A 17,452-nucleotide genomic window follows, 5' to 3' on the forward strand; every position below is an offset into this window, starting at 1 on the left:
TTACTCTCCCGTTCTCCCACTCGCCTGAAGCTCACTTTTTATCCTGCCGGTGAGTAAATAAGTCGTCATCTGTCCTTTGCCTTTAATTTCCATCACACCCCGTTCTTGGAATGCAAATTTATCTCGTAAGCGTTCGTAAGTGTTGGCTGTAACTTGAATAGCACCGGGAATGCCGTGAGATTCCATGCGGCTAGCCGTATTCACTGCATCACCCCAAAGGTCATAAATAAACTTTTTGGTGCCAATGACCCCCGCAACAACCGGCCCGGTGTTCATGCCAATACGGATGCTGAGTTCTGCATTGTGCTTGGCATTAAATTGCTTAATTTCGTGTTGCATATCCAGCGCCATTTCAGCAATGGCTTCTGCATGATCGGGGCGCTGAGTAGGAAGGCCGCCGGCAACCATATAATTGTCACCAATCGTCTTAATCTTTTCTAAACTATACTTCTCAGTCAGTCGATCAAATCCTGAAAAAATTTCGTTAAGAACATTCACTAATTCTGTTGGTGAAACTCGGTCAGACAACTGCGTAAAGCCAACAATATCAGCAAAAAGAACCGTAACTTCACCAAACCAATCAGCGATAGTATGGTGTCCTTGTTTCAACTGGTCGGCAATCGGTTGCGGTAAGATATTTAGTAACAATCGCTCGGATTTTTCTTGTTCTAATGTTAGTTCTTGATTGGTTTCTTGCAATTGAGCGGTGCGTTCGACCACACGCCTTTCTAATTCTTTAGAAGTTTGACGCAGCCGGCCAATGACCAGCGTTAGTCCTGACAGTGCCAGCACAGATAATACACTGAGCATGGCGAAGGTTCCCCCCAAGCCGGTGCGCGTCTTAGCGATGAAGCTATCGAGGGGAGTAACGATTTCTAAAATTCCCCGCACATCTCCCACGTTCCAATCTTTTTTAGGGCTATCGGGGTGAGTGTTATGACAGCCGACACAGCTAGGTTTAAGGGTGTCTGCCTCTGCATAACGGAAAGAAGGCCGGCCTTGATAATTTTCTAGACGAGCGAATGTTTCTTTCGGATATTGTCTCAAATATTCTAGTGCTTGTTCTTCAAATTTGTCTTTTGCGCCTCCTTCCTCTTTTCGCCACGGAAAGGGATAGTCACTGTACACCCGGACGGACATTCCAGTATTTTTTTCACTGAGGCTATGACCAAGTTCTAGTAAGTACGTTGCCGGCACAGGAATTCCCCCGCTGTACTTTGGGTAGTCGTGGGTAACAGTTACGCCCTTAATGTCTTCTAAACGATCAACCGTTTCTGAAGTATAAAGTGTGCGTGCCTCTTTCATTGCTTGAGCGTAGAGAGCGGCATTCTGGCGTGCTTGTGATTCAATTAGATCCGACGAAAGACGAGACATATTAGACATCGCCACCGCAACGCCAGTGCAAAATAAAATTGCCAGAATCAGGATAATGCGCTTATACAACAGGCGTGTGAACGCAGCCAAAAATTTATCAATTAACTGGCGCATAGCATTCTCAATACAAAGATGTTTCTTGCTTTATCCTTCAATAGATTAATGGCATCTCCGTAAAATTACTGTGAATTTTAATAACTTCAGAAAAAGCTAGCCGTCCAAGGCTCGGATTCATTCTGTAAATTTAGCTACCATACTTATCGGAGTTGTCACTTTATTAGCTATTGTGAATTCGAGTTTAACGTCTCAACCAAACGATCTGCCCCCTCAAACACCGGCAGCCGCAGACAAACAGATATTTCCTGGTGAAGTATTTGGCAACACGGCTGATTTTGACACCGGCATCCGCCAACTTTTGCCGCGTTACGATGAAATGCTGGATACGATTGTCCGTTGTATTCCCAGCAACAGCCTTCGCATCCTCGAACTTGGCTGTGGTACCGGCGAACTTAGTCTAAAAATTCTCAACCGCTATCCCACTGCCGAGTTAGTCGCTGTGGATTATTCACCGCGAATGCTTGAATTTGCCCAGGAAAAAATCCACGCTGCTGGATACGCCCACAGAGTCACTTGGATTGAAGCTGATTTTGGTGAATTGGCAAACAGCCAGAAATCGATGGGAGAGGGTTTTGATTGCGCTGTTTCTTCCCTCGCCATTCACCATCTCAGGGATGAGATGAAGTTGAAATTATTGGATTGGATTAACCAAAATCTGAATACCGGCGGCTGTTTCTGGAATGCTGATCCGATTTTGCCGGAATTGCCGGCAATGGCAGAAGTTTATCAAGCGGTACGTGAGGAGTGGGCGAACACTCAGGGACAAACTCTGGCAGAGGTTCGCGCCAAGATCGGCAACAGCACCCCACAAGGGCATTCTAATCCTGATCAATTAGCCACTTTAGCGGCTCATTTAGAGATGCTAAAAACGGCAGGATTTGAGCCGGTGGCTGTTCCTTGGAAATATTATGGGTTGGCTGTTTTTGGCGGATTTAAACCTTAGCTTGTAAAAAATTCCCAGCCGGCACCCCGATAGCCAAAATTAAAAATATCAGGGTGCAGAATTTCTGCCAAAATTTCTAGGGAATCAACTAGCCGTGGCCCTGGCCGGTTAAAGTAAGCATTGCCATCCGTGATATAAACTTTGCCGGTTTTAATGGCTTGCAAGTTTTGCCATTCTGGGTTTTTAATTAATGGCATGGCATCTTGGCGCGTGCGTTCCAAATCAAACCCGCAAGGCATAAAAATAATCACTTCTGGATCGGCGGCTGCTAACTCTTCCCATTTCAACCAAGGAGAATGTTTGCCGGCTACTCCAAAAACTGACTCCCCACCGGCAAGGGATACTAATTCCGGAATCCAGTTGCCGGCAGCCATCAAAGGTTCCGTCCATTCGATACAAGCAACGGTGGGAGAATGACCCTTCACCAAGGAAGAAACCGCTTCAACACGAGACTTTAATTTCTCAATCACCGGCTGACTGTCAACCTTAAGAGTGCCGGCAACCCGTTCGATATCTCCCCATACATCCGCTAAAAGATTGGGCTGCAAAGAAATAATTTGTGGTTGAATGCTGAGAGATTTGCTAACAGCCTCCTCAACATCTTGCAACGTACAAGCACAAACATCGCACTGTGCTTGGGTAATAATATGGGTAGGATTCAGTTGCTCTAAAACATCCGTTTTAATTTGATATACACTGAGTGCCGATTTCAATAAATCTGTCACGCGATCATGGATTTCCCCACTGCTGCCTTCAGGATTCATTTTAGGCTGCGTACAAATCGGCAACTGTTCAACGCCTTGTGGAAAATCGCATTCATGGGAACGTCCCACAAGTGCGTCTACCAAACCTAATGAGGCTATAATTTCGGTCGCACTGGGTAATAGAGAAACGATTCTCAACGGTTCGCTGTTCATAGTTTACGGGTGCTTGCAACGCCTTTTTACCTGAAATTCTTACTACCGAAATAGCAGCAGAATGGTTTGAATAAAACCTACCACGATACCTAAAACCCCGCCCAAATTAACAATGGCTTGCAATTCACTTTTGACAATGCCTTGAATTGCCAGCTCAAGGTCTTCGGCAGAGGTGGCTTTGACCCGATCAATAATGACTTGATCAATATTTAAAATCGGAATTGTTTTAGCCACAATATTTTCAAGATCTCGCTCTAAATATCGCTCTAGAATTAGGGCTAGCTCGACGCTGACAAGCTGTAAAGATGAACTTACCACCGCCGAAGAACGTAGCCGACTGAGGATTAATTTGGCAATATTTTCCCAGTCGAGAGATTGCGTTAATCCCGTCATTAAATCGGTGCCGCGACTTTGAATATAGCCACGAACACTATCTCGCAGCGTTTTGCGTAACTGCCGCACTGTAGAAACCGGCAGGTTTTGCAAAGAAACGTTTTGCAGCCACTCCTTTAAGCGCGAACGAACTCCCAAAGATTTAATTAATTCTGCTAAGCGAGCGTTTGCTTCTTCTTTCTCATCTAAACAAAAAGTCCGCAGACGCGTTAAGGTGTTACGCAAGCCAAGCAAATTCGCAACCACCCAATAAGTGCCGCTGGCTTTTTCTCGAAAGCCTTCATCAATTACTTGAATATTGCGATCCGTTAAAAAATCCACCAAAGCCTGACGCAATACTTCTGGGGGTAGCACTGCTTGAAGCAGCCAATCTGAAAGCTGACTTGCTTGCGCTTCACTAAGCTGAAAGTCTAGTAAAACTTGGTCAAAAATTTGATTGAGTTGCGCTTCTAAAAAATCTTCGCGGCGAGCTAAAACTTTTAGAATTCTGGGAAAAGCTTGCCCCAGCAAATCGCGCATAACACCGGCCATAATTTTGGCGGTTTTCTGCTCAGTATCCGACTTAACTTGATCGAGTGCTAGTTGCAGTAACCAAAGAATTGCCGCTTGCATCCGTTCTGTTTCTAGCAAGCGACGCGCCAAGTTTTGCAGTTCTCCCGGCGTCAGCAACGATCCCATAATCGTGTCGGAAATTTTATTGGCCAAACGCTCTTGGTTGGCAGGAATTAAACCGGGTGTAAAGGGGAGCTGCCGGCCAAAGGCGTAGTAAGCTCGGTAAGGACGGAATAACATCTTGATGGCTATATCGTTGGTGAAATAGCCAATAATGCCACCGGCGATCGGCGGGGTGAGATAAAGCCAGAGATCGGAAAGGTTCATCAGCTATCAGCTTTTTGTCCTTTGTCATTTGTCAGGCGTCCCCAGTCAGGTGTCTATTGCCTTCTCAGTTGTCGGTTGCCAGTGGTTTTTGTAGGAACCGCTAACCGATGACGCATGATGACGAATGACCGGCCCTTTAGGGTGGCGTAGCCATGACCAATGACAGAGAGTTATTTAGTAACGACTAATACTCCCATCATGCCACCTGCTATCGGGTAGTGTGTGGAGGTGGCAAAACCGGCTTGACGGGCCAACACCTCTTGCTGGCTGCCGGTGGGGAATTTATCTAAGCTGGGACTGATGTAGGCGTATTCCTCTGTCAGGCCAAAGTGCTGGGCCATTGGCACCACAATATTGTTCAGATACCACTGCTGAGTGCTTCGCAGCAGCGGGTTGCTAGGCCGGTGAAAATCAAGAATGGCGGCTTTGGCTGCCGGCTTGAGGACGCGGTGCAACTCTTGCAGACACCGGCAGATATCTGTAACATTCCGCAAACCGTAACCCACCGTCGCAGCGTCAAAATAATGATCCGCAAAGGGCAAATTCAGCGCATCAGCCTCAACCCAACTAATCGCAGCTGATGGCCACAGCCAAGGTTTCTCGCGCTTTTGTGCCACTGCCAGCAAAGCCGAGGAAAAATCCACCCCATACACATGGCCGGCAACCCCGACTTGCTGCGCCAACACCTGCGCGAGATCGCCACTGCCACAGCACAAATCCAGGCAAGTATCTCCAGAACTTGCACCACTCCACTTCACCGTCATCTGCTTCCAAATGCGGTGCTGGCCCACACTCAGCCGGTCATTCATTTGGTCATAAACCGGCGCAATGCGGTTGAATATCGCTTGAACTTGTTCAGCACTCATTGGGCATTAAACCTCTTGCAAAAATCTTTCAGTACCCATTAACCCATCGCACCAACCATTAACGCATCTGTGTATGCCTGCCGGCACGCTGCGTTATCATCTTTGGTTAAAAAAGACTTTTGCCAGAAGTATACGCAGAGTGAGTAAAAATCACTCCCATCGCGAATAAGATGAGCCTAATAGAGGACAAGCGACGCTGTAACTTAGCTTTAGCGGGTGCTGTTGAGCGCCAGAGCCACCTGCTTGGCGGATAAATGAATCAGGGTGAGTTCGTCTTCTCTGAGGCTGCAAGGTTGCTTCCACTGTAGCGATAAAAGCGCCAGAACTGTGTCTCGGTAAGTAACGGGGATCACTAAATGGGCTTGGATACCTGAAGATTGGTAATGAGCCACATCGGCCAGTTCTGGTTCCGCCGGCACATTCACCGATCCCTGAATTTTATGAGAAGCCATTGCTTCCTTAACCAAGGGATCGCTCGTCAGCCAGTTGTCTTCTATCCCATCGGCGCTGTAGGTGCCTTGGCTAGACGCTAAAGCACTGCTATCTACCAGTTGCAAGATACAAACATCCGTTAAGAAGCTTTTGCCAAATGCCGTTGCAATCGGTTCTAAACAAGCTTCTGTACTGTCAGCATCTTGGGCAACTTGCAAAATCGTTGAGATCAGGTTGGTTTGGGTTTGGGCGCGGCGCAAATCTTCCATGCGTTGCATTTGAACGTCATAGTTCTCTGCCGCCCGTTCCACCACTGCTTTGAGTTCATTGGGGTCCCAAGGCTTGGTGATGTACTTATACACCTGTCCGGAGTTAATCGCTTCGACCAAGTCTTCGATGTCGGTGAAGCCGGTTAAGATAATCCGCACAGTGTTCGGGAACTGAGGTAACGTTTTTTTAAGAAATTCAGTTCCCTTCATTTCTGGCATCCGTTGATCGGAGATGATCACGGCCACCTCGCCCTCTTTTTGCAGCACTTCCAAGGCGCGAACCCCGCTTTCCGCCTTGAGTACCTGAAATTCACGGCGGAAGGTGCGGTAGAGCAGGTCGAGATTATCAGGCTCGTCGTCTACCACCAACATTTTTGGTTTTTTCGGTCGCGCTAGACTCATTAACTGGCGTCTAATGGTTTCAAGTTCTGGAATAGCATTATCCATACGTTATAACAAACTCCTTAGGAAAATTTGGATTGGCAACCGAATCTTTCAATAAATGCTAACGACGATTGATGCACGCAGTGAATCAGTCATCTAGATGTCTTCACGTTTTGCTTGAGTGAACTTTCATTGATGACTTGTCCCCTCGTGCCCTACACCAACATAAACCTTTTAGTGATCCAGTTTTACATAACTTCATAATAGTACGGGCTTCACAATATCTTTATATAAAGTTACGCAAAAACCCGGTTTCAATTCAATCGCGGACAGGTTAAGACTGTAGAGACCAAATGCAAGGCTTGAGTAATTTCTAGGAGTGTTTGTTGGGGCTATCGATCCTATAGGCTGACACCGGCTCTGTGAATAAGGAATTTTCCTTGGTAGGGTAGCACAGATGTGTTGCCCTCTGATTGTAAAAGGCCACGGTTTCACCGGCATCTTTGCTCCCATATTTGGCACGCTCCAGCCACTCCTGAACTTTAAATCGGTTTGACTCAGCAAAGAAATCTCGCGGATATCTGTTCTGTAGCTACTTAAGGGTAAGGATAGAGGATGATGCCACTGTTCGATGAAAATCTGCTGTCTTTTGGGAAAGAACGACTGGATCACACTCCCAATTTACTGCCAGCAGATGGCAGCGCCTTGTCCTCTGGAATTTACCCGTTCTCGCCACCAGCATCTGCAAGTGCCCCTGACAATTCCTTTTTTTCCCTTATAGAAAGCATCGAAGAATTTAATGCACAAGTTTTTCTAAATGTCAATTATTTACCGAACACATCTGCCGTCGTCAATCCCATCGGAGGGCAAGATCCGCTAACAGGAATTGATCACAGGGAAATGAGGAGTGCCGGCAATTTGCTAGTTGGCAAACCGGCACAGCAGCCGGCGGTTCGCGAGATTGTTTTTGTTGACGCCGCCGTTGAAGATTACCAGAGTTTGGTGGCCGGCATCCCGGCAGGGGCAGAAGTTGTCATCCTTGACGCCAGCCACAACGGCACAGATCAAATAAGCGAAGTTTTAGCACAGCGTGCCGGTATCTCTGCGGTTCACATTGTCTCCCACGGTGGCCCTGGAAGTTTGAACTTAGGTAACTCAACCTTAAATCTGGCCGATCTTGCCAAAACGCAACAGTGGGCAAACGCCCTAACCCCAGATGCAGACATCCTTATATACGGGTGTGATGTGGCATCGGGGGCGCAAGGTGAAGCTTTTGTCGAAAAACTAAGTGAATTAACCGGCGCGGATGTTGCCGCCTCCATAGATAAAACCGGCAGCGCATTACAAGGCGGAGATTGGTTGCTGGAATACGGGGCCGGCCAGATCGAGACAGATTTGGCATTTAACGAGCCGGCGAGGTTAGCTTATAACTCGGTTTTTGCCATTATCGATTCAATCGGGCAATCCACCTTTGCTGCGAATGCAACCTTTGGGGGTACTTTAATCGGTGGGTTGTCGGGCATTACTTACAATAGCGCGAACAATCAATATTACGTGATTGCCGATGCTCGCAACAACGGAACCGGCCCGGTTCGCTTTTATACTTTCAATATCGATGTGAGTTCTGGAACCCTTGGAGCCGGCGGCGCAACGGCAACGGGTGTGACATTACTGGGAAACCCGACTCCGACTGCCTTTGCTGCCAACACGAGTGATACCGAAGGAATTGCCCTTGCACCAGGTGGGACAGGAGTATTTATTTCTTCAGAAGGGTTTTTTAGCGGCACCACGCCTACAGCACAACCGTTTATTAATCAGTTCAATATCGCAACCGGCGTTCAAACTTCAGCTTTGCCGATTCCGAGCAAGTTTACAGCCACAAACACCACCAGTGGCATTGTCAGCAACGCCGCCTTTGAAAGCCTCAGTATCAGTCCAAGTGGGCAGTTTTTGTTTACAGCAACAGAAAACGCCTTAAAACAAGACGGTGCAGTTCCCACCGCTTCCACCGGCACTCCTTCCCGGATTTTGACCTACAATTTGGCCACTAGCACGGCAGGCGCGGAATATCTCTACAACACGGATGCTGGTAATGGAATTTCCGAGATATTAGCCCTTGATAACACAACCCTGCTCGTGCTGGAACGCTCAATGAACCCACTAGCGCAAACGGGTAGCTTGCGCTTATACCAAGTATCGTTAACCGGGGCGACAGATATTTCAGGCTTAAACGCCCTCGCCGGTAGCCCTACAGCGGTTCAGAAAACGTTAGTTGTGGATTTGGTGGCGGCAGGTTTTCCGATTAATAATTTTGATCCGATTAATAATTTTGAAGGGATGACACTTGGCCCTACCTTGCCAAGTGGGAAACGATCGCTCATTTTGATCAGCGATAACAACTATGGGGCCGGTATTAACCTTGCCACAACAGTTGCGGCGTTTTCGGTTAATAGTGCCCCTGTGCTGGATAACACCGGCACCCCGACTCTCACAGCAATTGATGAAGATGTGCCCGTAGCCTCAAACACCGGCACACTGGTTTCTAACCTCATTGGCAGCAGCATCAATGACTTAGACTCTGCCGATCCAGAAGGCATTGCGGTGACAGGGTTAAACACCACCAACGGCACTTGGCAGTATTCCACTGACAGCACCACTTGGACAAGTTTAGGCACTCCCTCTGAAAGCGCGGCAATGCTGTTGGCGGCAGATCCGAATACCCGAATTCGGTTTATCCCCAATGCCAATTTCAACGGTGGTTCGGGTAATATTACCTTCCGCGCTTGGGATGGCACAACCGGCACCAACGGCACTACGGCAAATATTACGACTCTGGGAACTGGTGGGTTAACGTCTTTTAGCACCGCAACGGAAACCGCCAGCATTACTGTTAATGCTGTGAATGATTTGCCGGTTCTCACCGTTCCTGGCATTCAAACAATTAACCAAAATATTAATTCAGCAATTCCGGGTATCAGTATTGCCGATATTGATGCCGGCATCGGCAATTTGCAAGTCACGCTTTCTGCCACAAATGGAAGTCTCAATTTAAGTGCGCTCACTGGACTGACTTTTTCAACAGGTGATGGCACGGCTGACGCCAGCATGACTTTTACTGGCTCTCTCACGAATATTAACACCGCACTTGCAAATCTCACATATCGCAGCAGTGGTAACTATTCTGGGCCGGCAACAGTTAACCTAAATGTAAGCGACTTGGGAAACACCGGCACGGGAGGTGCTTTAATGGCATCGGGTTCTATTGCGGTTAATGTAACTGCTGTTCCCTATGGTGCCGGTTCCGTACTGGTTAATGAAGTCGTTACCAATCCTCAGCAAGACTGGAGTACCAGTAATTTTAATGGTGTTGTGGGTGCCGGTGTGGTTAGTGAAGGCACCGATGAATGGGCGGAACTTTACATCTCACAAGCCGGCTTAGACTTGACAAACTGGACAATTGAACTCCTTGACGGCACCAATGTTATCGGCAATTTAACTGCTGGCGGTGCATTTCAAACGTCTCGTTATATTTCCAACACAGCCGGTAGCAGTTTCACGAATACTGCTGTAGGAGATTATCTCCTATTAGGAAATGTTAACGGCGCGATGAACAATGCCATCACGCTGGTTATTAAAGATCACATCGGCACGATTATTGATCAAGTTGCCGTCGGTGCCGGTGCGCCTAGTGGCGTTGCAACGGGGGTTACGAATGAAGCAGTTGCTCGTGTGCCGAATGGTATAGATACGAATAATGATGTAATTGACTTCCGCAAGCAAGCAGCAACCCTTGGTACGTTTAATAATATTGGACAGCTTGCTTTAGCAGATCATATTTCCGGTCAAGTTAGCGATCAATTTGCTGCACCGACTTCACCTGTGCCGGCGGGGACTGTTTTACACCGCTTCCGCCTCACTGCTAGTAATGAACCTATTAACATAAGTAATCTCACATTTAATGTCTCACAAACCGGCATTGCCAATACTGATTTTACCGCCTTGCGGCTGGTTCAAGATACGAATAATAATGGCGTGGATGATGTCGGCGATGTAGTGGTGGGAACGGTTGAAAGTCCGGTGAATATCGCGGATGGTTTGAGATTTAGCAATATAACAGCGCCGGTTGGAACGAGTAATTATTTATTGAGTACGGGAGTTAATAATTTACTAGCCGGTGATCGATTAACCTTTAATTTAACAACGGCTAATATTACGGCTGCCGGTAACACAAGTTTATTACCTTTAGTAACCACCGGCACAGTTTCAAGCACACTTCATACCGTAGATGTGCCGCCACTTGCCGTAGTAATTAACGAAGTTTCTTGGATGGGAACGCAGGCGGCGGCAACAGATGAATGGATCGAACTTTATAACCCAACAAATAATGCAATCGACCTCACCGGCTGGACGATTCAAAGTGCTGGTGGAGGGACACTTAATTATACTATTACAAGTGGTGTTATTGCAGCAGGTGGCTATTTCCTTTTAGAGCGCACAGCAGATACAACTGTTAGCAATATTGCAGCAGATGCTATTTTGACAGGTGGGATTAATAATACTGGCGGAATTTCTTTAGTTTTGCGAGAAAGTGCCGGCAATATGATTGACACCGCTAATGTAAATGGTGGTGCATGGCCGGCAGGTTCTAACACAGCAGCAACCGCTCGGTTTACAATGGAGAGGATTGATCCGACTTCGGCTGATATTGATGGCAATTGGTTAACAAACACCGGCTTAATTCAAAATGGCTTAGATGCCGGTAATAACGCGATTCATGGCACACCAAGAGCGCAAAATTCGGTGTATGCAACGCCAGGGGTTGTGATTACCGAATCTGGGACAACTACAAATATTACTGAAGGCGGAGTCACGGATACTTATACAGTCGTTTTAAAAACGCCAGTGACAGCGCCGGTGGCGATTAATTTAGGTACAGTTTTTGGACAAACAAGTGTTAACGCCACATTTTTAACATTTAATGCCAATAACTGGAATGTAGCGCAAACTGTAACAGTTTCTGCTGTTGATGATACGACAGTTGAAGCCAACCATATCGGTACTATTAATCACGTTGCCAGCAGTTCCGATTTACGATACAACGGCATTACCATCGCTTCCGTTAATGCCAATATTACTGATAACGACTCAACGCCACCGACGATTAACTTTTCAACCGGACCGCTCAATTATACTGAAAATCAAGGTTCAGTATTAGTGGATGCCGGCATGACTGTAACCGATCCAGATTCACCTGATTTTAACGGCGGCGTTTTAACGGTTCAATTTGCCAATACGACAGGTTTAGCGGAAGATAGTTTATCCATTCGTAACCAAGGAACAGGTGCCGGTCAAATAAGCATTGCCGGTAACGTGGTAAATTATGGAGGAGTTGCAATCGCTACCTTTAGTGGCGGGACAAATGGGGCGACACCTTTAGTCATTAATTTCAACAGCAATGCCAATATCACATCAGTTTCAGCATTGCTGCAAAATATTACCTATCAGAATAGTTCAGAAAACCCCTCAACTGCTTCCCGCACCTTACAATTCCAAATGACGGATGGAGATACTGGAATTGGACTGCCGGTAAATAAAGCCATTAATCTGAATGCAGTCAACGATGTGGCGGTTTTAGCCACAAATGCCGACTTAACTTTAAATGAAGGTGCGAGTGGAATAATTAACACCGGCACATTACAAGTAACAGATGCTGATAATCTGCCAGCACAACTCATTTACAGCGTAACCACTTCGCCAAGTAACGGCAGTTTATTCTTAAATGGAGTTGCTACAACCAGCTTCACTCAAGACGATATCGATAACAACCGCATCACGTATTTACACAACGGAAGTGAAACGACAACTGACAGTCTTACCTTCACGGTTTTTGATGGGACAAATACTCTAGGCGCTTCCACTTTTAACTTCACTATTAACGCAGTCAACGATGTGGCGGTTTTAGCCACAAATGCCGACTTAACTTTAAATGAAGGTGCGAGTGGAATAATTAACACCGGCACATTACAAGTAACAGATGCTGATACTGCGCCGGCACAACTCATTTACACGGTAACGACGGCAACGACAAATGGCACTCTATTATTAAATAACGTTGCTACTACCAGCTTCACGCAAGACGATATCAACAACAACCGCATTACTTACACACACACCGGTAGTGAAACCACAAATGACAGCTTTACTTTTACGATTTCTGATGGCACAAATACGCTAGGTGCTTCTACGTTTAACTTCACCATCAATGCAGTCAACGATGTGCCGGTTTTAGCAGCCAATGCGGGCTTAACTTTAAATGAAGGTGCGAGTGGAATAATTAACACCAGCATCCTACAAGTAACGGATATTGATACGGCGCCGGCACAACTCATTTACAGCGTAACCACTTCGCCAACTAACGGTACTTTATTCTTAAATGGAGTCGCCACAACCAGCTTTACCCAAGACGATATCAATAACAACCGTGCCACCTATTTACACAACGGCAGTGAAACCACAACAGACAGCTTTACCTTCACGGTTTCTGATGGGACAAATACTCTAGGCGCTTCCACTTTTAACTTCACCATCAATGCGGTAAACGATGTGCCGGTTTTAGCAACCAATGCCGGCTTAACTTTAAATGAAGGTGCAAGTGCAAATGTCTCATCAGGAGTATTACAAACAACGGATATTGATACGGCGCCGGCACAACTCATTTACACCGTTACTAATTTACCAACCAATGGCACTCTATTATTAAATAATAGCGCCGCAACCAGCTTCACCCAAGATGATATCGATAACAACCGCATCACATATTTACACAACGGCAGCGAAACCACAACTGACAACTTTACCTTTACAGTTTCTGATGGCACAAATACCCTAGGCGCATCTACATTTAACTTCACCATTAACGCAGTCAGCGATGTGCCGATTTTAGCCACAAATACTGGTTTAGCTTTAACTGAGGGGACGAGTGGAATAATTAACACCGGCACCCTACAAGTAACGGATATTGATACGGCGCCGACACAACTCATTTACAGCGTAACCACTTCGCCAACTAACGGCACTTTATTCTTAAATGGAGTCGCCACAACCAGCTTTACCCAAGACGATATCGATAACAGCCGCATTACTTACACACACAACGGCAGTGAAACCACAAATGACAGCTTTACCTTTACGATTTCTGATGGCACAAATACCCTAGGTGCTTCCACTTTTAACTTCACCATCAATGCAGTAAACAATGTGCCGATTTTAGCAACCAATGCCGGCTTAACCTTAAATGAAGGAACAAGTGCAAATGTCTCATCAGGAGTATTACAGACAACCGATGTTGATACTGCGCCGACACAACTCATTTACAGCGTAACCACTTCGCCAAGTAACGGCACTTTATTCTTAAATGGAGTCGTCACAACCAGCTTTACCCAAGACGATATCAATAGCAACCGTGTCACCTATTTACACAACGGCAGTGAAACCACAACTGACAGTTTTACTTTTACAGTAAGCGATGGCGTTAATACGTTGAATGGTGCCACATTTGCAATTAATATCACGCCTGTTAATGATGCGCCGGCAGCTAATAACGACAGTTTTATCGCAACTGAAGACACTCCCCTCACCGTTGCTTTGGCAAACAGTGTTTTAACCAACGATACGGATGTAGAAAACACCCCCTTAACAGCAGCCTTAGTAACTAACCCAAATAACGGCACAGTTACTTTCAATACAAACGGCACTTTTACTTACACTCCCAACGGAAACTTTGCCGGCACAGATAGCTTTACTTATCAAGCAAGCGATGGTAATTCTACCTCAAATATTGCCACAATTACCATTACAGTAAACCCGGTTAATGACGCGCCGATTGCTGTGGATGACAGCTACAGCACTAACAAAAATATCCCCCTCACCATAGCCGCCGACACAGGAATTTTAGCCAGCGATAGCGATGTCGAAAATAACCCCTTAACAGCGGTACTGATAACCGACACAAATAATGGCACACTGAGCTTAAATCCTAATGGTTCCTTTACTTACACACCGAATGCCGGCTTTGTCGGTAACGACAGCTTCACCTATCAAGCAAATGACGGTTTGTTGAATTCCAATGCTGTGACTGTCTCCATTACCGTTGATGAGGCGAATGCGGTGCCGGTGTTGGCGAGAAATGCCGGCTTAACTTTAAATGAAGGTGCCGGTGTTAGCCTTTCGTCTGCAATGCTACAAACAACTGATGCTGATAACCTGCCGGCACAGTTAATCTACACAGTCACGGCTTCCTCAACCAACGGTACTCTTTTATTAAATGGAGTCGCAACAACCAGTTTCACGCAAGCTGATATTGATAACAACCGAATTACTTACGCACACAACGGCGGCGAAACAACAAGCGACAGTTTTACTTTCACAGTTGCCGATGGTGCCGGCGGATCACTCAGCAATACGTTTAACATCACAATAAATCCTGTGAATGTTGCGCCGGCAGCCAATAACGATAGCTTAACGCTGAACGAAAATGCGCCGACAACGGCAATTAACGTACTAGCAAATGATACCGATGCCGATGGAGATACGCTAGTAATTGCAAGTTTTACCCAACCAAGCAACGGCACCTTGCTAAGCAATGCAGACGGCACCTTCTCCTACACCCCCAATTCCAACTTTGCCGGCAGCGATAGCTTTACCTACAACATCAGCGACGGCAAAGGCGGCACAGACATCGGCATTGTCACCCTCACGATTAGCCCAACGCCAATTCCAACGCCTACTCCAGAACCGGCACCGATTCCCACGCCTACTCCGGAACCGACTCCAACGCCAATTCCCACACCAATCCCTACTCCGGAACCGACTCCAACGCCAATTCCCGCTCCCACTCCGGAACCATCACCGATTCCCACGCCTACTCCGGAACCGACTCCAATTCCAACTCCCATTCCTACTCCGGAACCGGCTCCAACGCCAATTCCCACACCAATCCCTACTCCGGAACCCACGCCAATTCCCACACCGATTCCCACGCCTACTCCGGAACCGGCACCCATTCCCACGCCTTCTCCAGAACCGACTCCAATTCCAACTCCCATTCCTACTCCGGAACCGGAACCGACACCCATTCCAACGCCTACTCCAGAACCGGCACCCATTCCCACTCCCATACCAATTCCTTCTGAGTCGCCACAGCCGAATAATCAGCCGGGGACAACACCAAATGCCGGTTCTGGTGCGTTTTACTTTGAAAATTTCTTTCAGTATTTCGCAACGCGTCAGCGAGATTTTATCAACTTATTCTTTGATGAGAACTACTATCTCGCTAACAACCCTGACGTTGCCGAAGCGGTTGCGAAAGGTGTCTATCACACCGGCTTTGAACATTTCCAAGATTTTGGATTGTTTGAAGGTCGCAATCCCAGCGAACTCTTCGATAATCAGCAGTATATCGCCGCTAATGCTGACGTTGCCGAAGCCATCGCTGCCGGGGTTTATCAGAGTGGTTTTGAACACTTTATTCAGCATGGATTATTTGAAGAACGCGATCTAAAGCTGCTGCTATTTGATGAAGCTTATTACCGAACAATGAACCTTGATGTTGCCGAAGCCATTGAACTCGGTGTCTATGACAGTGGCTATGAACACTTCATTAAACACGGTCAATTTGAGGGAAGAAATCCCAGCATTCTGTTTAACGAAAGCTATTATCTTACCCAAAATCCTGAAGTGGCTGCTGCTGTGGCTGCCGGCACTTACCATTCGGGATTTGAACATTTCATCCAAGTTGGTTTATTTGCCGGCTTAAATCCGAGCGCTTTATTCGATAACCAAGCCTATCTCGCCCAAAATCCAAAAGTGGCTGCTGCTGTGGCTGCCGGCACTTACCATTCTGGATTTGAGCATTTCCTCAAAATCGGCTTATTTGACGGAAGTTCGCCTCAACTATTGCTGAGTAAGCAAGTGTTTGATTTTGAAAGTATGACCGAGTATTTATCAACTGCCGGTCGAGGAGCATTGGCCTTATTCTTTGATGAAAATGCTTATTTAGCTGAAAACCCAGATATTAGAGAAGCCATTGCAAACGGCGATTTTAAAACTAGCTTAGAACACTTCCTAAAATTTGCACCGGCTCAAGGACGCGGTTTGATTTCCCTATTCTTTAACGAAGAGACTTATCTCGCTGAAAACTCAGATGTTGCCTATGCAGTCGCGCAGGGAAGTTATATCAGCGGGTTAGAACACTTCTTGCAATTCGGTATCTTTGAAGGCCGCGATTCCCGATTCTTGTTATTTGATGAAGGCTTCTATCTTGCCAATAACCCAGATGTTCAAGAAGCAGTTGATAAAGGTGTGTACCGTAGTGGCTTTGAACATTACGAACGCTATGGACAAGCTGAAGGACGAAATCCTAGCAATTTATTTGATGAAAAATTCTATTTAGCTGAAAATGCTGATGTCGCAGAGGCTGTGGCTGCCGGCATTTATCGCAGTGGCTTTGAACACTTCGTTAAGCATGGTTTGTTTGAAGGACGTAATCCCTGCACTTTATTCGATAACCAGCGCTATTTAGCAGAAAATGCTGATGTTGCCGAGGCTGTCTCTGCTGGCATTTATCGCAGTGGCTTTGAACAATTCCTAAAAGTAGGATTACAAGCGGGACGAGACTCGCAGTTTTTGCAGTTTAACGAAGTCGCTTATTTAGCAGCGAATGCAGATGTAGCCGCTGCTGTGGCGGCTGGAGTTTACAGCAATGGGTTTGAGCATTTTAAGCGGTTTGGCCGGTTTGAAGGTCGTGCCGGCTTGATTGGATAAATGCTGAAATTGGGTGACAAAATTAATAATTTGATAGTAGGAAATGGAAGGCTTTAA

7 protein-coding genes are annotated in these 17,452 nt (G+C 46.5%); 2 read left to right on the plus strand and 5 right to left on the minus strand.

What is annotated here, in order from left to right; all coding sequences use genetic code 11:
* A complete protein-coding gene (locus H6F56_RS27350) occupies nucleotides 1–1,488 on the minus strand; it encodes an adenylate/guanylate cyclase domain-containing protein (RefSeq protein WP_190669404.1) in 1,488 nt (495 codons plus the stop codon).
* Nucleotides 1,489–1,660: 172 nt separating this feature from the next.
* Here H6F56_RS27350 and H6F56_RS14670 point away from each other — a divergent pair, with 172 nt between their 5' ends.
* Nucleotides 1,661–2,434: a class I SAM-dependent methyltransferase gene (locus tag H6F56_RS14670; RefSeq protein ID WP_323798430.1), complete on the plus strand. Its 774-nt coding sequence runs from the start codon at nucleotides 1,661–1,663 to the stop codon at nucleotides 2,432–2,434.
* Here the strand turns inward: H6F56_RS14670 and H6F56_RS14675 are convergent.
* The 4 genes from H6F56_RS14675 to H6F56_RS14690 form a co-directional block, all read right to left on the minus strand.
* Nucleotides 2,431–3,351: a cobalamin-binding protein gene (locus H6F56_RS14675; RefSeq protein WP_190669406.1), complete on the minus strand. Its 921-nt coding sequence runs from the start codon at nucleotides 3,349–3,351 to the stop codon at nucleotides 2,431–2,433. The two genes, H6F56_RS14670 and H6F56_RS14675, sit on opposite strands and share 4 nt — an antisense overlap.
* Before the next feature lie 42 nt (nucleotides 3,352–3,393).
* Entirely contained in the window at nucleotides 3,394–4,623 is a 1,230-nt protein-coding gene (locus tag H6F56_RS14680) for a DUF445 domain-containing protein (RefSeq protein WP_190669408.1), read from the minus strand.
* A gap of 170 nt (nucleotides 4,624–4,793) precedes the next feature.
* On the minus strand, nucleotides 4,794–5,489 hold the full coding sequence (gene ubiE, locus H6F56_RS14685) for a bifunctional demethylmenaquinone methyltransferase/2-methoxy-6-polyprenyl-1,4-benzoquinol methylase UbiE (protein ID WP_190669411.1): 696 nt from the start codon (nucleotides 5,487–5,489) through the stop codon (nucleotides 4,794–4,796).
* A 209-nt stretch (nucleotides 5,490–5,698) separates the two neighbouring features.
* Nucleotides 5,699–6,637 carry a response regulator gene (locus H6F56_RS14690; RefSeq protein ID WP_190669413.1) on the minus strand — a complete coding sequence of 313 codons (939 nt, stop codon included), beginning with the start codon at nucleotides 6,635–6,637 and terminating at the stop codon, nucleotides 5,699–5,701.
* Nucleotides 6,638–7,189: 552 nt separating this feature from the next.
* Here H6F56_RS14690 and H6F56_RS14695 point away from each other — a divergent pair.
* Entirely contained in the window at nucleotides 7,190–17,395 is a 10,206-nt protein-coding gene (locus H6F56_RS14695; RefSeq protein WP_190669415.1) for a cadherin-like domain-containing protein, read from the plus strand.
* Nucleotides 17,396–17,452: the final 57 nt, after the last annotated feature.

It is taken from the genome of Microcoleus sp. FACHB-672 (genome assembly GCF_014695725.1).
GTDB lineage: Bacteria > Cyanobacteriota > Cyanobacteriia > Cyanobacteriales > Oscillatoriaceae > FACHB-68.